The 19,120-nt window shown below is 38.2% G+C and carries 16 protein-coding genes; 4 read left to right on the top strand and 12 right to left on the bottom strand.

All coding sequences use genetic code 11. The features are described 5' to 3' along the window. Window positions 1–460: 460 nt before the first annotated feature. Window positions 461–1,306 carry a hypothetical protein gene (locus tag ACJMMI_RS06865; RefSeq protein WP_405354478.1) on the top strand — a complete coding sequence of 282 codons (846 nt, stop codon included), beginning with the start codon at window positions 461–463 and terminating at the stop codon, window positions 1,304–1,306. Between the two features lie 124 nt (window positions 1,307–1,430). Beyond that, a complete protein-coding gene (locus ACJMMI_RS06860; protein ID WP_405354477.1) occupies window positions 1,431–2,675 on the top strand; it encodes a hypothetical protein in 1,245 nt (414 codons plus the stop codon). A 480-nt stretch (window positions 2,676–3,155) separates the two neighbouring features. On the opposite strand, the gene ACJMMI_RS06855 is transcribed toward ACJMMI_RS06860, so the two are convergent. Together ACJMMI_RS06855 and ACJMMI_RS06850 are read right to left on the bottom strand one after the other, a co-directional pair. After that, window positions 3,156–3,725: a hypothetical protein gene (locus ACJMMI_RS06855; protein ID WP_405354476.1), complete on the bottom strand. Its 570-nt coding sequence runs from the start codon at window positions 3,723–3,725 to the stop codon at window positions 3,156–3,158. Window positions 3,726–4,118: 393 nt separating this feature from the next. Further along, window positions 4,119–5,462, bottom strand: coding sequence for an MATE family efflux transporter (locus ACJMMI_RS06850; protein ID WP_405354474.1), 1,344 nt, complete (start codon window positions 5,460–5,462; stop codon window positions 4,119–4,121). A gap of 157 nt (window positions 5,463–5,619) precedes the next feature. Here ACJMMI_RS06850 and ACJMMI_RS06845 point away from each other — a divergent pair, with 157 nt between their 5' ends. After that, window positions 5,620–6,498 carry a LysR family transcriptional regulator gene (locus tag ACJMMI_RS06845; protein WP_405354472.1) on the top strand — a complete coding sequence of 293 codons (879 nt, stop codon included), beginning with the start codon at window positions 5,620–5,622 and terminating at the stop codon, window positions 6,496–6,498. Window positions 6,499–6,735: 237 nt separating this feature from the next. Here ACJMMI_RS06845 and ACJMMI_RS06840 read toward each other — a convergent pair whose 3' ends face one another. Beyond that, window positions 6,736–7,872, bottom strand: a complete 1,137-nt coding sequence (locus ACJMMI_RS06840) for a G5 domain-containing protein (RefSeq protein WP_405354470.1) — start codon at window positions 7,870–7,872, stop codon at window positions 6,736–6,738. 497 nt (window positions 7,873–8,369) lie between these two features. Next, window positions 8,370–8,906 (bottom strand): rubrerythrin, encoded by a 537-nt coding sequence (gene rbr, locus ACJMMI_RS06835; protein WP_405354469.1) that lies wholly within the window; start codon window positions 8,904–8,906, stop codon window positions 8,370–8,372. A 141-nt stretch (window positions 8,907–9,047) separates the two neighbouring features. On the opposite strand from rbr, the gene ACJMMI_RS06830 reads away from it, so the two are divergent. Then, window positions 9,048–9,773 carry a 16S rRNA (uracil(1498)-N(3))-methyltransferase gene (locus tag ACJMMI_RS06830; protein ID WP_405354466.1) on the top strand — a complete coding sequence of 242 codons (726 nt, stop codon included), beginning with the start codon at window positions 9,048–9,050 and terminating at the stop codon, window positions 9,771–9,773. A 753-nt stretch (window positions 9,774–10,526) separates the two neighbouring features. Here the strand turns inward: ACJMMI_RS06830 and ACJMMI_RS06825 are convergent. From ACJMMI_RS06825 to remB, 8 genes are all read right to left on the bottom strand, one after another. Next, window positions 10,527–11,099 carry an HD family hydrolase gene (locus ACJMMI_RS06825; RefSeq protein ID WP_405354465.1) on the bottom strand — a complete coding sequence of 191 codons (573 nt, stop codon included), beginning with the start codon at window positions 11,097–11,099 and terminating at the stop codon, window positions 10,527–10,529. A gap of 12 nt (window positions 11,100–11,111) precedes the next feature. Further along, window positions 11,112–11,804 carry a hypothetical protein gene (locus tag ACJMMI_RS06820; protein ID WP_405354464.1) on the bottom strand — a complete coding sequence of 231 codons (693 nt, stop codon included), beginning with the start codon at window positions 11,802–11,804 and terminating at the stop codon, window positions 11,112–11,114. 467 nt (window positions 11,805–12,271) lie between these two features. Further along, on the bottom strand, window positions 12,272–14,812 hold the full coding sequence (gyrA, locus tag ACJMMI_RS06815; RefSeq protein ID WP_405354462.1) for a DNA gyrase subunit A: 2,541 nt from the start codon (window positions 14,810–14,812) through the stop codon (window positions 12,272–12,274). Window positions 14,813–14,831: 19 nt separating this feature from the next. Continuing rightward, window positions 14,832–15,254 carry an acyl-CoA thioesterase gene (locus tag ACJMMI_RS06810; protein ID WP_405354460.1) on the bottom strand — a complete coding sequence of 141 codons (423 nt, stop codon included), beginning with the start codon at window positions 15,252–15,254 and terminating at the stop codon, window positions 14,832–14,834. Between the two features lie 211 nt (window positions 15,255–15,465). Then, window positions 15,466–17,415, bottom strand: a complete 1,950-nt coding sequence (gyrB, locus tag ACJMMI_RS06805; protein ID WP_405354459.1) for a DNA topoisomerase (ATP-hydrolyzing) subunit B — start codon at window positions 17,413–17,415, stop codon at window positions 15,466–15,468. A gap of 210 nt (window positions 17,416–17,625) precedes the next feature. Beyond that, window positions 17,626–17,946: a hypothetical protein gene (locus ACJMMI_RS06800; RefSeq protein ID WP_405354457.1), complete on the bottom strand. Its 321-nt coding sequence runs from the start codon at window positions 17,944–17,946 to the stop codon at window positions 17,626–17,628. A 3-nt stretch (window positions 17,947–17,949) separates the two neighbouring features. Beyond that, complete coding sequence (locus tag ACJMMI_RS06795; protein ID WP_405354456.1) at window positions 17,950–18,717, bottom strand: hypothetical protein; 768 nt, start codon at window positions 18,715–18,717, stop codon at window positions 17,950–17,952. Window positions 18,718–18,837: 120 nt separating this feature from the next. Next, window positions 18,838–19,119, bottom strand: coding sequence for an extracellular matrix regulator RemB (remB, locus tag ACJMMI_RS06790; protein WP_405354454.1), 282 nt, complete (start codon window positions 19,117–19,119; stop codon window positions 18,838–18,840). Window position 19,120 lies beyond the last annotated feature (1 nt).

Here is a 19,120-nt window from a genome sequence, read left to right as displayed (position 1 = left end):
AATCGCTCATTCCGAATACTAACGTATCCGTAATTTCTGATGCTTTGTTGTGTGCATCTCACTGTAAATCTTTGAGTATCCTCAAAGTATTACGGGTTCCTTTATCTTTCTCGTTGTTTAATTTTCAAGGTCCTACGCACTAATTTTGTTGAGTGTTTATCGGATTTTTCCGTGTCACTCTCAAGTGCTCAACTATTATATCATTTGCTTTACCAAATGTCAACACTTTTTTTAAAAAAACTTTAAAAAATTTACTTTTTATTGTAAATTAGACTATATTCGACATTTTCTTTACGCAACCACAATATCTTGTGGTTGCACATTACAGCATTATTATGAATAATTATATTTTCTAAATACTATTGCAATTAAATCTTTAATATAATAAAATATTAACCATAATGAATATTAAAAGACAAAAATTATAATTGCTTTTAAATTAACAGGGAGATTTACTATTATGAATAATCTTATATATGTAAACCTACACAGTACCGGATATCTAAAAAAATACTTTAGCAGTCCGCTTATTCTTATTACGGCAATAATTTCTATTCTGTTTAGTCCGTCAACGGTTTCGTTAATAGTATCAATAGGAATTATAATACTGTTTGCAACTGCAAGAAGCAAAACAAAGCTTTTCAATCCTGACAGTGGTTTAAGCTTTTTAAAGATTGCATCGCTTATATCAACGGTAATAGTCGGATTTGTCACTTTATCAATTCTATTACTCAGTCTGTATTGCACTTTTTTATTTACATTTCAGCATACAGCAGAAAGTATTGAGGATACATTAGAAAAACGCAATCTTCTTATTATATTATATTTTGTCTTTGGAAAATTTGCTGGTAATACTCTTATTTACTTATCCTTGTCCATATTTTCGTCAAATACCCAAAAGACTATAGCTTCTCCATATCTAAATAAAAAAGGTACAACTCTTTTTATAATTGGTGCTACACTGAGTCTTATAATCTCAATATTGTTACCGCTGTACACTTACTTTTTTTACAAAGAATTATTTCATGCTCTTGTTTTAGCATTTTTCTACTTATTTTATAACTGTACAAATTCTGAGATTCTTATATTTGAATTTATTTTTGCAGTAGTAAGTTCTGTTTTCTTGTCTGTTCCGCCTGTATTTATGCTGATTAACGGTATCAGATACCGCAGGCTTGCCAATAAAGCCAATGCAGATGTTCCAGAAACAATTACCTATAATACATCTGTAAAGTACTGCTCGTCGTGTGGAACAAGGCAGGCTTGTAATAATCAATACTGCTCTAATTGCGGTAAAAGACTTTAAGCTAAAGAGATACTCTGCGGGGTATCTCTTTTTTTATCGACAACTTTTTATAATTTATATCTTTGTATTGCAATTAATTATTCTATACTATAAAATATAAATAATAATACTTAGGAGGATAACTATGAATCAACCTTTTAATCCTTACCAGCATAATGTAAATGTGCTGAGAGATTTCTTTAGAAAGCCTATTATACTGATAACGGCAATAGCGTATTGCCTGCCAAGCATTTATATGATTTTTGAGCCGCTGCTGTCATTAATGCTCACACCATACTATATTAATTCAGACAACAGTATATCTCTTTCACTCAGTTTTGATATTGTAACAGTTCTTTTTGCAATTTCATTCTTTATGCTTTACTTTAAGTCCAGAAGTCGCAAGCCTTTTGTAAAGCTAAACGCAGCAATTATGGTGGCAAGGGTGACTTCCATTGCTTTTGCAATTCTTAATGCACTTATGACAGCATTGCTTTTGGTGCTCGGAATTATTTTAATTGTAAACAACAATGTAATTCCTGAAGACGTGTTTCAGACAATAATCATTCTTGTAACCGTAAACCTTGTAAACAGTATCTTTATTACTCTTATGTACTTTGCTATTTCCAAGTTTACCAAGAGTGTTAGGTATTCGCTCACATCGGTATTCATTACAAAGAAAAGCTCTGTGTTTGCTTTTGTTGCTTCTGTTTTAGGCTGCATCACTTCTGCTGTTGCTACAATCATTCCATATACTATGATTGTAAAGCTTGTAGATGTTGTTGAATTTTTGATTAGCCTTATACCGCCTGAATATGTTCAAGGAGATATTGAAAGAATTAAAGTATCGTATTATGAAATTCTTACCGACAATATTTCTCTTGTAATTATAAAGATAATTGTAAGTATGCTTCCGTATCTTTTGCTTGGCATTACCGCTCTTATGTATTACTTCTATGTAAAGAAAATTACAAACAACCTTGTGCTGACTCCTACCGATAACGAAGCTACTCGCTTTTATTCTGATTCTGCTCCAATTCATAACAATGCACCGCAGACACCGGTTAATCAGAATAACTCTGCACCGTTTGTGCCGCCTGTTGCACCAAACTATAATCCGAACTTTAGTCAAGGGATTAAACAGCCGAGTAATGCTCCTGTAAGACCTGTGGCGAATACATACGAAAATCCGTATGCAAAAAATAATAATAATGCACCACAAACACCTGTTCAGCCGATAACACCGCCACAGAACTTTGTGCCGCAGCCTGTTGTATTTGGTAATAATGAAAAAGAGGATAATAAACCTGACGAAAAGGTTTGCTCAAGCTGCGGTGAAAAGTCACCTGAAAATATGAAATTCTGCCCATATTGCGGTAATAAGTTTTGAGAATAAATTGACTCTTGCCAATAGTTGAAAAAATTATAACAAAAAAATTTGGTCAACCTTTTTCAAAGGTTGTGGGTGTGGGCAAAGCCCACAATACTTTAGATAATACAAAATTTTGATAGCCAAACAGCTTGCTGTTTGGTGGCTTGAACTAAATGGCGAAAGTCTTATAATTGCGACAGCAACTCAAAACAGAAAAGATATTTTTCTATTTATAAATTATTTCTTATTAAAAAGGCTGTCGCCTATTTTATCAAACTTTGTTTTAGCACACAAACATCGTTGCTGTTTGTGTCTTGTAAACTGATATAGAAATAGCTTTTCTTGGGCGTTGCCCAAACCCACGAGCCTTTAAAAAGGCTCGACCTAAATTTTTTATTATTTATCTGAAGCTTTCTACTCAATTATAATTTATCTAAACATTTAAACCAAAATATTAAGGAGATACCACGCTCGGTATCTCCTTTTTGTTATGCTTAATTATTTAGCGTAAAATTCATTAAAATCTTTTACTGCATTTTCACGAGCCTTATACTCGTTTGAATTTTTATCTGGATTGTTCTTGTCAATCTTAGAATCATTGTAAATCATAAGATAATGACCGTCTGCTGAAAGGTAAGCAGCATTTACAGGATAGCCCTCAATAATAGTAAAGCTATTGCTTTCCTTGACCTCGTTTACAATCTCTTTTGCAGTATCATTAAGATTCTTTGTGTCGTACTCATAAAGCTCAATAGCAAGGTTAGAGCTTACGCTGTACTTAACACCCTGCTTAGCACCAATGAAAGATGCGTCCATCTCTGTCTTTGTGGTGTTTTCTGTATAGTATTTCTTATCCTGCATATACTTGCAAAGACCGTCAAAGCTATTTTTGTAGTTTGTATAAACAACCTTGTCGGTTTCGTCAGCTGTAGCCTCTGATGACTGGCTTGCTGAGGTAGTCTGCTCATTTGCCTTAGATGCCTGATCGAGAGCGTCATTATATCCACAGCCTGCTGCTGAAATTGCAATTACAGATGCCATCAACAATGCAGAGATAATCTTCTTCATATTTCAAAATCCTTTCAATGCAAAATTACACTTTTCGTATATTATAGCTTATATTTCAAGATAAATCAAGCATTATATTATTTTTATAGAAAAAAGCGGAAATGCAAATGCCAAGGCTTTATAATGCAGTATGATAAAACTTAATAAAACCAAGGTATTGCAATGGCAGAATGAGGCTTTGACTGTAAAATATAAGAGCCTTTTTCTGTATCTGAAATCCGCACATTGGTCTTTTCATTTTGTATTCGGTATAATAAAATTACCAAATTCAAGGAAGATTCGATATAAAAACAATTTTTGAAAATTTCGGCGGTGATTATACTCTACAAGGCGATTATTTTTTGTCAAGTCTTACATTGCAAGATGAACTCAAAAAGCAAATCAGAGTATGATTTATTTTAAAAATGTTAATTTGCTTAGTGATTGCTTAAGAAATATAAGCGCAACTATCATAACAACAAACTCTGTTATCGGAAATGCCCACCAAACACCCGTCACTCCCATTGCTTTCCCTAAAAAGTAAGCCATGGGTAAAAGAATGATAACCTGTCTTGCCACCGAAATAATCATACTCGGTGTGCCGATACTCAAGCCCTGCAAAGCGTAGCAAGCCATAATTGAAACACAGGCAAAAATAAAGCTTAAACTTGTTATTCTCAGTGCAGGTGCTCCTATTGCAGTCATTATACTTGACGCATTGAATGCCTGCATAATTTGTTTTGGCAAAACCTGCAAAAGCACCAATCCTATTGCTCCGATTAAAGCTGAATAAATACCGCTTAATTTGATTGCTTTATTTATTCTGTCATATTTTTTAGTTCCGAGGTTATATGCAACAATGGATATAAGTGCGTTATTAAGACCGAATGCCGCCATAGAAACAAAGGTGTACAGCTTAAAATATGCACCGAAAACCGCCGCTGCAGTTGTAGAAAATCCAAGCAAAATCTTGTTAATTCCAAAGGACATTATACTGCTGATAAACATTGTAATGCCCGCCGGAATACCGACCTTGCAAATTCTTTTTACATAATATTTTTCTAACTTAATATTTTTAAAAGAAAATTGTATTTCCTTATTGAATTTCAAATTGAAGATTATACCAAGTATCATAGCAACGATTTGACCTATTACAGTCGCCACTGCAGCACCCTTTGTGCCCATTGATGGAAAACCGAAATAGCCGAAAATAAGAATCGGGTCAAGTATTATATTTATTACCGCACCTGTTATTTGAGTTACCATAGTAAACGAGGTTCGTCCTGTTGATTGAAGTAATCTTTCAAAAATAAGCTGAAAAATCTGACCGAAGGAAAATATACTGATAACCGATAAATACGAGTATCCCATATCGCATATTGATTCATTTTCAGTTTGAATTTTATAAAAGCTTTTTACAAAAAACAAACCGAATATCAATAAAATCAAATATACTGTTGCACCTAAAACGAGCCCGTTTCCTGCTGTTTTATTAACTTCATTTTGTTTTTTCTCGCCTAACAAACGAGAAAGCAAAGCGTTGACACCGACACCTACGCCCGTACCAAGCGACACAATAATGTTTTGAATCGGAAATGCAAGTGATACTGCCGTCAGTGCGTCCTCGCTGTAATTACTTACGAAAATACTGTCAACAATATTATAAAGTGCACCTATAATCATAGACAAAATCATCGGTGCCGCCATATTGAGCAGTAGTTTGTTTATCGGCATAGTTTCCATCTTTTGTTCTTTCATATACTCACTCTCCCTTGTATTTTTCATACAAGATTATAGCAGAAATAAGCATAATATAGAATTACATATAAATAAACATCGTTAGATAAAAGCTAATGCTTGATAAAAGAAACTGTTTTTATTATAATAAAATAAAAAATAATCAGAGGTGCATAATATGACATCACAACAGCTTGAATGTTTTATATATGTGGCAGAAAGACTTAATTTTACCAAAGCGGCAGAGGCACTGTATTTGTCCGTGCCTACCGTTACCCATCATATCAAAAATTTGGAGGAAGAACTTGGCACACGGCTTTTTTACAGAAATTCACGCATAGTTAAATTAACCGAACAAGGCGAAAAATTTTATTATGACGCAAAAGATATTTATATGAAAATGGAAGATACAAAAAACCGTTTTCAAAATTACGATAAATCTCAAAACATTGTTTTTCGTATAGGCTGTATGAGTGAAAATGAATTTAAAAAAATCGAACCGATACTAAAACAAATAAAAGAGCAGTTTCCTTATGTTCAACCGAAAATAATTGCAAAAGACTTTTTTGATTTAAAAAATCTTTATGAAAACCAACAGCTTGAAATTGCAATAGCAACTCACGATTTGTCAAATCAAGGAACATACAAAAAGCTATTTTGTTATGAAAGCTATGCACTGATGCTACCGAGCGATCCACTTGCTAAAGAAAAAGAATTATCGGTACAGCAATTGGCAGAAAAAAGTTTGATTACACTTCCGCCAAAAAATATTCCGTTTATAAAGGGTAATAAATTGCAGGAGTTTTTGGCTCTGCACGCACAAGATCATACGCATATAGTCAGCGAAAGTGAAAGTGAAAGTATTTTACTTGCGAAATGCGGATACGGAATCGCTATACTGCCCGGCTTTTTAGTTTCAAGAGATGACAAGCTTTTTTGTATTCCCATAAAAGATACAAAAAATATTGAATACGGCTTGTACTATAGAAATACCGATAAGCATATTAAGTTTTTTCTTAATGAATATATTAAAACATTCAAGAAAATCAATGACTGATTTTTTTGACAGAAAAGCTTAAAGCTGAAAATATGATGTTGTGAGTACGAAAGATGAATAATATTCGCAACAGAGCAACAGCTTATTGATACAATGGAAAGAGTATAACAGAAAAATGCGGAGAAATCCGCTTAAATAAAAAGAAAAGGTGTAACCCCATTATCGGTACTACACCTTAAATCCTTAAATACTGCCTTATTAGCCTGTGGCTAATGCACTTCCGCTTAAATTTATATATTAAAGGACATACACATTAACATCTCTTCTGCCAAAGTTTACGCAATCGTCATAGCTGAAGTAGAAGAGGTCAACAATAGCTGAGCCGTCCATTAAAGCTCCGCCTGTGTCAATAGCAGTAGCATAGCCGTAAACATGGCTTCCGTCTGCCGCTTCAATGTAAAGCTTTGAGCCGTAAGGAATGATAGCCGGGTTTACTGCAACACCGCCCTCATAAACCTCTGCACCTGTGGCTGTAAGTGAGCCTGGGGCAGCTGTGTAGGCTGTGCCTGAGCCGGAAACCATATAGCGATATGAAACTGGTGCACCACTTGAATCGGTTGTAGTGGCTTTTTTAGTGCCGTTAAGTACAATCTTATCTACAGGCTCTTTAGTTACCTTTTCATCAATAACCTTGGTTGAATCGTACTTGCCGTCAATGTACTTGCATCTCTTGGTTACTTGCTTTTCACCGTCAACACCTTTCTGAGATACCTCAGACTCACCTGTGAGAATTTCGTCAGAGTCCTTCTCAACTGTGTCGTATGCAATTTTCTCTGTAGAAACCTCGTCAACATACTTTACCTTCTTGAGGGTGATTTTCATACCGTCCTCAATCTGAGCATTTTTGTCAACGCTTAAAATATCATCGTCTGTAACGCTGTAGCCGAGAATGTTCAGAGCATTCTCTACTGTGCCCTCAGGAGCTTTTACACTCATTTCTGTGCCGTTTGTGGTGAGCTTAACAGTTTTTGCGTTGTAAACATAAATGTTCATATCGCCCTGAATAACTGTGTTGAGCGACGGTGTAACGCTCTGGTTCTCAGCAAGAGTAATGCCTGTTCTGTTAAGAACCTCCTCAACTGTACCCTTTGCAAGAGAAATTGTCTGCTTCTCACCGCAGTTGTCAATAGTAATTGTGTTTGCCTTGATTACATCAAAGGACATATTAAAATCTTTGTTTGTGCTTACCACAACATCGCCGTTGCCAACCTCAAACTCAGTTGAGCTTTCAACATAAGTTTTGCTTGGTGTAACCTCGTCTGCTGTAGCTGTGTTTGCTGCTGCATTTACCAAAGCACCTGCTGTAAGTGTAGCACAAAGAATTGCTGCGACTGTCCATTTAATTGCAGGCTTTGAAAATGTGTTTAGCATCATAAGAAATTCTTCCTTTCTTCAGTGATTTTTGCAAGTGCAAAAACCGCTTTCCGTTTGGCTTTTTTCTAAAATTTGGTTGCAATGTGAAGGCTGTTTTTACTGTGTGTAAACACTGCTCACAGGCAACGGCGTTATTATAGGCTTATGTTTTGAATATGTCAAACAAGTAGAAAGTGAAGTTTTTGTATAGTTTTCACAACGATTTCGACTAATTTTCTATTTAAGCAAATTATTTTTTCGTTTTTTGAATTAAAATCCTGCAAATTTGTAGGCAAATTGCAAGAAAATGAAAGTTTACTTTTTAGATACCTTTTTGTAATAGGTTTGTAACCAAATTTTGAAATGTATTACAAAAGTATTACAAGCAAAATTATAACTATATTGAAGTCTTTATAATATTTAATTATAGGCTTAAACACTGTGTTTTTAAGTAAAATAAAAAATTGAGTCTTATCTCTAAAACTCAATTTTTAACTATTTTTTATTTAATTTTCTTTTTAATAATTATCAGATTTCAGCTGAAAATAACTTTGTGGGTAAGCACACACCGGACACACCTTCGGAGCGGTCTTTCCAACGCAAATATGACCGCAGTTTCGGCATATCCACACCGCCTCACCGTCCTTTGAAAACACAAGTTTATCGTTTACATTGTTAAGCAAAGTCTTGAATCTTTCCTCGTGCTGTTTTTCAATCTCCGCCACCTTTTCAAACAGTCCGGCAATAAAATCAAATCCTTCTTCTTTTGCGGTCTTGGCAAACTCCGGATACATTTCGTTCCACTCAAAAAATTCTCCGTCTGCGGCAAGCTGTAGGTTTTCTTCTGTGGTACTCGGCTTGCCCGTCAAAAGCTTGTACCAAATCTCTGCGTGTGCCTTTTCATTCTTAGCGGTTTCTTCAAACAGCTCGGCAATCTGTTCGTAGCCGTCCTCCTTTGCCTTGGCTGAATAAAATGTGTATTTGTTCCTCGCTATTGATTCGCCGGCAAGTGCGGCTTTCAAATTTTCCTCTGTTTTTGAGCCTTTTAACTGCATACATATACTCCCTTTTTCGGTATTCTTTTCTATATATAGTATAGCCACGCAAAAGTGCGTATATTCATACCTGCCAAAAGCTTGCATTTATGCGGTATTTTTGGTATATTAGGGATATAAAATTAAAAAGAGGTTTTTTAAATGGCTTGGTTTTTTACAGATGAAAATATCTCTGCCGACACCTATGTAATTTCAGGCGAAAATGCTCGGCATATATCAAAATCATTACGAATGAAAAAGGGCGAAGAGCTTACATTAGTAACCCCCGACAACACACAATGCGAATGTGTGCTAACCGAAATAACAAGCGAATATTCAGCGGTAAAAATTACAGAAAAAAAGCCTTGTGAAAATGAGCCTGATGTGTTTGTAACATTGTATCAGGCACTTCCAAAGGGCGACAAAATGGACTATATAGTACAAAAATGCGTTGAACTCGGTATCTCAAAAATTGTTCCTATGCTCTCGGCAAGATGCGTGTCAAGACCTGACGCAAAGTCTTTGAAAAAGAAATGTGAACGCTGGCAGAAGATTGCATTGCAGGCGGCAATGCAGAGCAGACGAGGAATAATTCCGCAGGTTTGTGACTGCGTAAGCTTTGAAAAAGCGGCAGAAATGAGCCTTGAAATCGAAAAGCAAATTATTTTTTATGAGCTTGGCGGCGAAAAAGTAAATAAAATTCTCGATAAAAAGCCTGAAAGTATAGCAATGTTTATTGGCAGTGAGGGCGGATTTGAACAAGCTGAGGTAGATAAAATAATCGCAAACGGCGGTCAGCCCGCAACGCTCGGCAAGAGAATTTTAAGAGCCGAAACCGCACCCCTCGCAGCACTTTCTATTATAATGTTCCAGACAGATAATTTTTAAATGGGCTGCTTTAAATGTTGGGGTAATATTGATAAATTATGGTTTTTATTACGAGAAGATAGTTTGCAAAGTAATAATTTTCTTGTTCCCGACAATGACTTAGTAATGCTCGGGAGTTAAAAGTATTGAAATTGCCTAAATTTTCTGCTTGGACAAAGAAATTTAGGTCGAGCCTTTTTAAAGGCTCGTGGGTTTGGGCAAAGCCCAAGAAAAGTTGTTTTTATTGCAAATTTTCAGGCACAAACAGCAACGCTGTTTGTGTGCTAAATCAAGGTTTGACAAAACAGGCGACAGCCATTAAAAAGAAATACTTCATTAAAAAATAATAAAGAAGAATGGCTTTTTGTGGTGCTGTCGCAGTTATAAGCTTTCGCTATTGTATTTGAACCGCCAAACAGCCTGCTGTTTGGCTATCGAAGCTTTGCATAGGAGAAAAGTATTTGTGGGCTTTGCCCACACCCACAACCTTTGAAAAAGGTTGACCAAATTTTTATTTTCGAGTATAAGTTCTGTGCTAATTTAAGCAAAAGTTTTCCAACCGTTGCTAAACCATAATTTACCCCAACTATTCAAAAAGAACCTTTTTAAAATACAAACGACTCAACACCGGTTTGTAAATAGTCATAGAATAATCGTCCGAGATTTAAGTACTCGGACGATTTCTTTTTGAAAAGACAAAATGGCGAGTATAAAACTCGCCACCATCACCCGCAAAGGGTATAGTTAGTATTATAACAGCATATTACCTGTTTTTCAATCTTTCTTGCTCTCCTTTGCAATTTTATCCAAAGACAACTGCTTTGTGTATTCCTGCAAAGATTTTGTATATTCGTTAAATTCGCACTCTTTTTCGCCGTAAACAGGATTTAGGTCGTACTCAAGCGGGAGCCAGGTACGGATTTCAGCTTCGTTGTGCTGAATAGATGCCTCAAGCTTGTCAAGAGCTTTCCAGAGCTTTGCCTCCTCTGTTGCCTGCTCCTCCATTTCGCTGTACAAGGCCGTTAAATCGTCCTTATACGGCTGTGGGAGCGTGTCTACCCATTCTGTAAGCTTGTGCTTTTCAATTTCTTCATCATTGCCTGTCTTGTAAAATGACGGAATATCTCCTGTGAATGCCTCGCCAAGGTCATGGAAAATGCACATCTTTAAAACCTTATCCATATCGACATTTGGAAATTCATCTTTTACAAAATACGCAAAAAGCGACAGCCTCCAGCTATGCTCGGCAACGCTTTCTCGTCTGCCGTTTGAAAGCCAGCTATGGCGTGTATTTTTCTTTAAATTTTCTGCCAGATATAAAATTTCTGTAAGCTTTTCGGGAGTCATAACAATACCTCTTTACTCTGAATATGTCGGAATATTCCACTCTGTCAGGTGCTCGTCTGTCACCGGAAAATATCTGAACAGCATGGTGCTGTCCTTGTTCTCGTCTTTTTTGCCTGTTGAAAGGTTAAAGATATTATTTTCGTAGGCAAGCGAGTTTTGATTTTCGAGCGTGGTCTGATTAAAAATTTTCTTAAACAGCTCTATATCATCACTTGTGTAACCGCCTACAGTAACAGCCATAACAGCCGCCATTGTAAGAACTCTGTCGCTGTACTGATGTTCGCCGTCAATGGACACATACTTAGACATAGTAGTACCACAGCCAACATTCATAATCTTCTTAGAAACCACCTCAACCGACACAGTAAGTTCTGCCTTGTCAATATCGTAATAGTAGCAGTAATACTGCACGCCGTTTGCGTCTGTCTTGGTTTCTCCGAGTCTTTTCCAGTCCTCAATATTAATATAATCATCACCGCCAAAGCGGAACATAAGCTCGTTATAGTGCTCGGTGAATGTATCAATATTTATATTATATCTTCTGCCGTTTACATTGCTGCTGTTTTCCTGAGCATTGTACTTGGTGTAAGCAAGAATTTCATCAAGAGAGGCGGTGCTGCCCTTGACGATAGTTTTCTTCTCGCCACAGGCGGTAAAGGAAAAAGCAAGTATAAACGCAAGCAGTAAAGACACAATTTTTTTCATACTATACCTCGTAAAATTTTGGTTGAAATTATAGTTTGAAATCAACAAACTATATGCCTAAACATAAAAGTTTGCTCAAGCTTTTCAAAGCTTGCAGGTGTGGACAGCGTCCACAAATAGTTGTGATTACATAAAAGTTTCACGCAAAAACAGCTTGCTGTTTTTGTGATTGCACTAATAGGCGAAAGCCATAAATATTGTGATAACAAGAAAAATTTATTTATTTTATTAAAAATTTTTTATTGTTTTGGGTATTCACCCTACTGTTTTACAGTAGTTCGGTACACAAAAAGTCAAGACTTTTTGTGCCCAATAAATTATTATAATAACAACCTTTTATGGGCTCTGCCCAAACCCGCAAGCCTTTAAAAAGGCTTGACCTAAATTTTTTGTTATTTTGTATAACAGATTTAATTATTTAAAAAGCTTTTATAGCCCTCCTTTTTACAGGAAGGCTATATTTTTATTTATTCTTCTGTATTTTCTTCAGCGTTCACTTCGGCAGTTTCTTCAACAGGAGTTTCAGAGGTTTCCCCATCTCCCTCATTTTCTGCCTTTTCGCTGTCCTCATGCGGTGCTCTTGCAATGGTAACTACCTTATCATTCTCACCGATTCTCATAAGTGTAACGCCCTTGCTCGGACGGTTGCAAATTCTTACAGTATCAGCCGCAATTCTGATAATTACGCCCTCCTGCGAAATAATGATAATATCATCACTGAGTTCAACCGCACTCACAGCCGCAACGCTGCCGTATTTCTCTGTATGATAGTTGGTAATACCCTTACCACCTCTGCTCTGCAAGCGGTAGTCGCTGACATTTGAAATTCTGCCAAATCCGGTTTCAGACGCAGTAAGAATAAGGTCGTCATTCTTAACAACGCACATACCCACAACGCAGTCGCCCTCACGCAGTGAAATAGCCTTTACGCCTCTTGCCTGTCTGCCCATAGGACGAACATCTGTTTCTTCAAATCTGATAGCAAGACCGTTCTTAGTTGCAACAATAACCTGTTGATTACCGTCAGTCAGTCTTACCCACGCAAGCTCGTCACCCTCGTTAAGTTCAAGGGCAATAAGTCCGCCTTTTCGAGCCGTATTGTACGCATTAAGCGAAATTCTCTTGATAATGCCCTGCTTTGTAACCATAACAAGGTACTTGTCCTCATCAAATTCAGGCACTCTTATCATAGATGTTACCTTTTCGTCAGACGCAATCGGCAACAGGTTAGCAATGTTCATACCCTTTGACTGGCGGCTTCCCTCAGGCACTTCATAGCACTTGAGTCGATATACTCTGCCCTTGTCGGTAAAGAACAATACATAATCATGAGAATTGATTACGAACATCTCGGACGCAACATCTTCTTCTCTGCGTGACATACCCGAAACACCACGGCCACCTCTGTTCTGAATCTTGTAGGTATCAACCGCAAGACGCTTAACATAGCCAAACTGAGTGAGTGTAAGCACACATTCCTCGTTAGGAATAAGATCCTCAATGTCAACCTCACCGCTTACGGCACAAATCTCAGTTCTTCTCTGGTCAGCAAACTTATTTCTGATAACAATAAGCTCTTCCTTGATAATCTCACGCTGTCTGCCCTCGTCTGCAAGAATTGCGTTGTATTCTTCAATCTTGGCTCTTAAAGCCTGAATTTCATCTTCAATCTTGTTACGCTCCATATTTGTAAGCTGACCTAAACGCATCTGCACAATAGCCTGAGCCTGTACATCATCAAGTCCGAAGCGTTCCATAAGGTTTACCTTAGCCGAAGCCTGGTCCTTACTCTTTCTGATAATTGCAATAACCTCGTCAATAAAGTCAATCGCAATCTTCAAGCCCTCAAGAATATGCTCTCTGTCCTTTGCCTTTTTAAGGTCAAATTCAGTTCTTCTGCGAATAATCTCCTGCTGGAAGTTTACATACTCTGTAAGCATTTCCTTGAGGTTAAGTACCTTAGGCACGCCGTCAACAATGGCAAGCATAATTGCACCAAAGGTTGTCTGAAGCTGTGTAAGGTTAAAGAGGTTGTTAAGCACAATCTGAGCCGAAGCCTCACGCTTAACATCAATCTCAATGTGCATGCCCTGTCTGTCAGAGTGATCCTCAATGTTAGAAATGCCGTCTATTCTCTTGTCCTTAACAAGGTCGGCAATGTACTCAATAAGTCTTGCCTTGTTTACCTGATAAGGAAGTTCGGTAACTATAATCTTAAATCTGCCGTTTTTAGCCTCTACAATCTCAGTTTTGGCTCTTACGGTAATTTTACCTCTGCCTGTAGCATAAGTCGCTCTGATGCCGCTTCTGCCCATAATAATGCCGCCCGTTGGGAAGTCCGGACCCGGCATATAATCCATAAGACCTGCAAGGTCAATATCGGGATTTTCAATCAACGCACAGGCTGCATCAATGGTTTCGCCGAGGTTGTGTGGCGGAATCTTTGTAGCCATACCAACGGCAATACCGTCTGAGCCGTTTACAAGCAGGTTTGGAAATCTGCTTGGAAGTACGGTAGGCTCTTCAAGTCTGTCATCAAAGTTTGGCTGAAAATCAACCGTCTTTTTGTCAATATCGGTAAGCATTTCGCAAGAAATCTTGCTCATTCTTGCCTCGGTATATCTGTAGGCAGCCGGTGGGTCGCCATCAACAGAACCAAAGTTACCGTGACCGTCAACCAGCATATATCTCATTGAAAAATCCTGTGCAAGACGAACAAGTGCGTCATAAACGGAGGCATCACCATGAGGATGATACGCACCAAGTACAGCACCAACGGTATCCGCACACTTATGGTACGGCTTGTTCGGCTCAAGACCCTTTTCATACATTGTGTAGAGAATACGCCTGTGAACAGGCTTTAAGCCGTCACGGACATCTGGCAATGCACGGGAAATAATAACGCTCATCGAATAGTCAAGAAAGCTTGATTTCATTTCTTCCTTGACATCAACATCTTTTATTTTTCCGTGATTAAATACTCCATTTTCCATATTTTCGTTGTCCATATTATTCATTCCTCAAGGTTTATGTATATTGTTTTATCTTCTCGTAAAGCTGTGGCATACGCTTTTTAATGCTTGTCGGGCGAAAGGTCTTTGAGTCAACAAAGCCATGCTCGGTAGTGCCGTAGCCAAGTTCGGTTTCTGAGCCGTCCGGCTCAATCCTCTTTACGGTGTATGAAAAAGTAATTCTTGCGGCTGAAATTAAAATCACCTTTGTGCGGATAATAATTTCATCGTCATAAAGAGCCGGCTTTACAAATGAACAGTTTAAATTCAAAAGCGGAGTCATAATCCCCTGCTGCTCCATTTCACGATAATTAAAGCCGAGCATTTTCACATAGTCGCCCCTGCCCATTTCGTACCATATCGGATAATTTGAGTGGTGAACTATGCCCATACAGTCGGTTTCGGCATAGCGTACCCGAAAAATAGTTCGTGAATGCACAAAAATCACTCCTTTTTATTTTTATTACGAGAAGATAGTCTGTGTAAAAAATAATACTTTTGTTCCCGACAATAGCTAAAGCTACAATCGGACTTTTTTATTACGAGAAGACAATCTGTATAAAAAATAATACTTTTTATTCCCGACAATAGCTAAGTTATATTCGGAAATTTTCAGTTTGAATTATCACAAACTTTCTACTCGAAAAAAATCAAACATCAAGATTTTGAACAAACTTAGCGTTTTTCTCAATAAACTCTCGTCTTGGCTCAACCTTATCACCCATAAGAATGGTGAAGATTTCGTCTGCCTCCTCTGCCTCGTTCAGGTTTACTCTGAGCATTAGTCTTGTTTCCGGATTCATTGTGGTTTCCCATAGCTGTTCCGAATCCATCTCACCAAGACCTTTGTAACGCTGAATTTCGGTTTTGCCCTCTGTTGCGGCTAAAATCTGGTCACGCTCAATGTCTGAGTAGGCATACTTGTGTTCCTTGCCCTTTGAAATTCTGTAAAGCGGAGGCTGTGCAATGTAGATATGACCCTCCTCAATAAGAGGACGCATAAATCTGAAGAAAAAGGTCAACAGAAGTGTTCTGATATGCTGACCGTCAACATCGGCATCCGCCATAATAATAATCTTGCCGTAACGCAGCTTTGTAATATCAAACTCATCGCCGATACCTGTGCCGAGTGCGGTTATAACAGGCATAAGCTTATCGTTGCCATAAACCCTGTCAAGCCTTGCCTTTTCTACATTGAGCATTTTACCCCAAAGAGGCAGAATAGCCTGGAATTTACGGTCACGGCCACCCTTTGCCGAACCGCCCGCAGAGTCACCCTCTACTATGTAAATTTCAGTAATTTCGCTGTCCTTTGACTGACAGTCGGCAAGCTTACCCGGCAGCTGTGCAGACTCAAGAGCCGACTTTCTTCTTACGCTCTCTCTCGCCTTTCTTGCCGCCTCTCTTGCCCTTGCAGATGCAAGCGACTTCTCAAAAATAGCCTTTGCTACCTGAGGATTTTCCTCAAGATAAATCATAAGCTTATCGCTGACAAGCTTGTCAACCATAGTTCTTACCTCGGTGTTGCCGAGCTTCGCCTTGGTCTGACCCTCAAACTGAGCCTCTTTAAGCTTAACGCTGATGATTGCGGTAATGCCCTCTCGCACATCTTCACCGCTGAGGTTTTTATCATTATCCTTTAGCTTGCCAAACTTTCGTGCGTAATCGTTCATTACTCTTGTGAGAGCCCTCTTAAAGCCCTCCTCATGAGTACCGCCGTCTGTGGTGTGAATGTTATTTGCAAAGGTCAAAAGATTTTCGTTGTAGCTGTCATTGTACTGCAACGCAACCTCAACAGAAATGGTATCTTCGTCATTCTTTGCCGCAAAGTAGATAACATCAGGGTGAATAACAGCCAATGCTCTTTTCTTGTGAATGTACTCAACAAAGCTTCTGATACCACCCTCGTAGACGAAGTTTTTCTTGATTATTTCGTCCTTGTTACGCTCATCTCTCAGCTCAATATGTACGCCTGCATTAAGAAAAGCCTGTTCACGCAAACGCTTTTCGAGCACCTCATAGTCATACACTGTGGTTTCTTTGAAGATAAGCGGGTCAGCCTTAAAGCGTACCTCTGTGCCCTTGATGTCGGACTTTCCTATTTTGTGGAGGTCGGTAACGATTTTACCTCTTTCGTAACGCTGAGTATAAACATCTTCGCCATCGCAAACCTTTACCTCAAGCCATTCGGAAAGAGCGTTTACAACAGACGCACCAACACCGTGCAAGCCGCCGGAAACCTTGTATCCGCCGCCACCAAATTTACCGCCGGCGTGAAGAACCGTAAATACAACCGTAACTGCCGGCAAGCCTGTCTTGCTGTTGATGCCTACAGGAATACCACGGCCGTTATCGGTAACTCTTATGATGTCGCCCTCCTCGATAACTACATCAATTTTGGTGCAGTAGCCGGCAAGAGCCTCGTCAATAGAGTTATCTACAATTTCATAAACAAGGTGATGAAGACCTCTCGGACCGGTTGAACCAATGTACATACCCGGTCTTTTTCTTACAGCCTCAAGTCCCTCAAGAACCTGAATTTCATTGGCACCATACTCTTGTTCGACCTTGGTCATCTCAATGTTATTTTCATTGTCCATTTTTTTACCTCCAATATCAGAGCCAAAGCAGCTGCCTTTGCCCTGTTCACACCTCTTAAAAAGGCGGAAAGTATTTTTCTGACCTCATAAAGTCAGGTTGTTTTTGTTAATTTCAAATCTAAAATCAATCGGCTTTTGTCTGTGAAATTTATCAGTAAACATAACCGTAAAACGCAGACAGTATTTAATTTTCTAAAAAGTCAAAAATATTTATTTCTGCTTTTTCTGTTTTTTCTCAGTATCCTTGAACGCTACAAAAAGCGGATAAAGTGCTATAAAAAGCAGGATAAAAAACACATTTATGCCAACCAGAACATAGAAATTCAGGTTTGGTGCCATATAAAGCACCCCCACATTTGCTGCAACGGCAAGAACAAGCAGCACTAAAACAAGCACAACACAAGGCTTTTTGCTTGCTTTAAACTGTTTTTTGCAATGATAACAGGTATGCGATTTTTCGCCTGCTATCTTCCTAACCTCGCTGTAGCTGTAAACTGTGTGGCAATGCGGACAAATCGGTAATTTCAGCATAGCTTAGAACTTCCTGTTTGCGGTGTATTTGTTGGTGTCTGCTCTCTTTGTGCCGTCACTGTCTTCCTTTGGCGGAATGTAGTGGCGTGAGCGTGAAAAGCCTGTGTCTGTGTCAGAGCGAAGCTTTTTAAGAGGTGCGTCCATAGATGCATGATCCTCGCTTACATCGCTTATAACAGGCACAAATGACATAGTATCGTCCTTTATCTCTGTATCGTCAGCCTTGTTCATTTCTTCCTGCAGGTGCATTCTCTCAGCGTCACGCTTCTGCTTGAGCTGATTAAACACACTTGTATCTATGGCAACCTTAGGACTTGTGTCCTCAAGCTCTGTGTGCGGCTCAACGATTTCAGGCACTTCCGATGTGGTGCGTGATGACTTTATCGGATTAAACTCAAATTCATCGGCAATGTCGCCGGCGATATTTTCAGAATACACCATACCTGCCTTTTTTGCCTCCATCGACTTTTTATATTTTTTAAGAGGCACATAACTTAAAAATGCGGGACTGATAAGCATAAAAATAACAAGCGGAACTGCAACGAGCAAAACTCCGAGCGGATTGCTGATATTGCCCGACTTAATCCAGTAAAGCATAATGCCTGCCGCAGCCGCAACTGCAAGTGCGAAGCCCACAAAAATCATTTTGTTAATTACGACTTTACTTTCCTTTCCGCATCTTGTGCATATATATTCACTTTTGCGTCTGCTTGCAAAGCCCGAAATATAAGAAATTCGTTTTGAACAGTAAGGACATTTTTTTGCTTTCATAAACAATCCCTCTTTTTGTAGTGTATTTGAAAATGAATAAATATTCAATAAATATTCATAGATTTATATTTTCTTGCGATTATTAAATATTATTTTTATAAAATTATACTCAGAGTAATATTAATTAATCTCAGACTGCAAGATTTTAGCAGTCCCTTCTTTGTGTCGCTTATAAAGTGTTTTGCTCGAAAGCTGGCTTATGTACACAGTAACCTTGCCGTCTTCCTTGCAAACGATAAATGATTTTGGCAGTTCGTAGGAAACATTCACAACATTTCCGCTTTTTTCTGCCTCGGTCAGAAAATCTCTTGTTTTTTTTGAAACGGTACATCTGTCTATATCAAAAATACCGATAATTGATTTTGTAGAAATGACAGTATCCTGTCCTAAATGCAAATACATT

The sequence above is a fragment of the Ruminococcus sp. genome (assembly GCF_045129435.1).
In the GTDB taxonomy this organism is placed as follows: Bacteria; Bacillota; Clostridia; order Oscillospirales; family Acutalibacteraceae; genus Ruminococcoides.
Note: the sequence above shows the minus strand (reverse complement) of the source record. Positions and strands in the feature narration are given on the sequence as shown.

Excerpts from the sequence above, each read along its gene's own strand:
- ACJMMI_RS06865 (WP_405354478.1), top strand. The coding sequence starts at position 461 with ATGAATAATCTTATATATGTAAACCTACACAGTACCGGATATCTAAAA.
- ACJMMI_RS06860 (WP_405354477.1), top strand. The coding sequence starts at position 1,431 with ATGAATCAACCTTTTAATCCTTACCAGCATAATGTAAATGTGCTGAGA.
- ACJMMI_RS06855 (WP_405354476.1), bottom strand. The coding sequence starts at position 3,725 with ATGAAGAAGATTATCTCTGCATTGTTGATGGCATCTGTAATTGCAATT.
- ACJMMI_RS06850 (WP_405354474.1), bottom strand. The coding sequence starts at position 5,462 with ATGAAAGAACAAAAGATGGAAACTATGCCGATAAACAAACTACTGCTC.
- ACJMMI_RS06845 (WP_405354472.1), top strand. The coding sequence starts at position 5,620 with ATGACATCACAACAGCTTGAATGTTTTATATATGTGGCAGAAAGACTT.
- ACJMMI_RS06840 (WP_405354470.1), bottom strand. The coding sequence starts at position 7,872 with ATGATGCTAAACACATTTTCAAAGCCTGCAATTAAATGGACAGTCGCA.
- rbr (WP_405354469.1), bottom strand. The coding sequence starts at position 8,906 with ATGCAGTTAAAAGGCTCAAAAACAGAGGAAAATTTGAAAGCCGCACTT.
- ACJMMI_RS06830 (WP_405354466.1), top strand. The coding sequence starts at position 9,048 with ATGGCTTGGTTTTTTACAGATGAAAATATCTCTGCCGACACCTATGTA.
- ACJMMI_RS06825 (WP_405354465.1), bottom strand. The coding sequence starts at position 11,099 with ATGACTCCCGAAAAGCTTACAGAAATTTTATATCTGGCAGAAAATTTA.
- ACJMMI_RS06820 (WP_405354464.1), bottom strand. The coding sequence starts at position 11,804 with ATGAAAAAAATTGTGTCTTTACTGCTTGCGTTTATACTTGCTTTTTCC.
- gyrA (WP_405354462.1), bottom strand. The coding sequence starts at position 14,812 with ATGGACAACGAAAATATGGAAAATGGAGTATTTAATCACGGAAAAATA.
- gyrB (WP_405354459.1), bottom strand. The coding sequence starts at position 17,415 with ATGGACAATGAAAATAACATTGAGATGACCAAGGTCGAACAAGAGTAT.
- ACJMMI_RS06800 (WP_405354457.1), bottom strand. The coding sequence starts at position 17,946 with ATGCTGAAATTACCGATTTGTCCGCATTGCCACACAGTTTACAGCTAC.
- ACJMMI_RS06795 (WP_405354456.1), bottom strand. The coding sequence starts at position 18,717 with ATGAAAGCAAAAAAATGTCCTTACTGTTCAAAACGAATTTCTTATATT.
- remB (WP_405354454.1), bottom strand. The coding sequence starts at position 19,119 with ATGTATTTGCATTTAGGACAGGATACTGTCATTTCTACAAAATCAATT.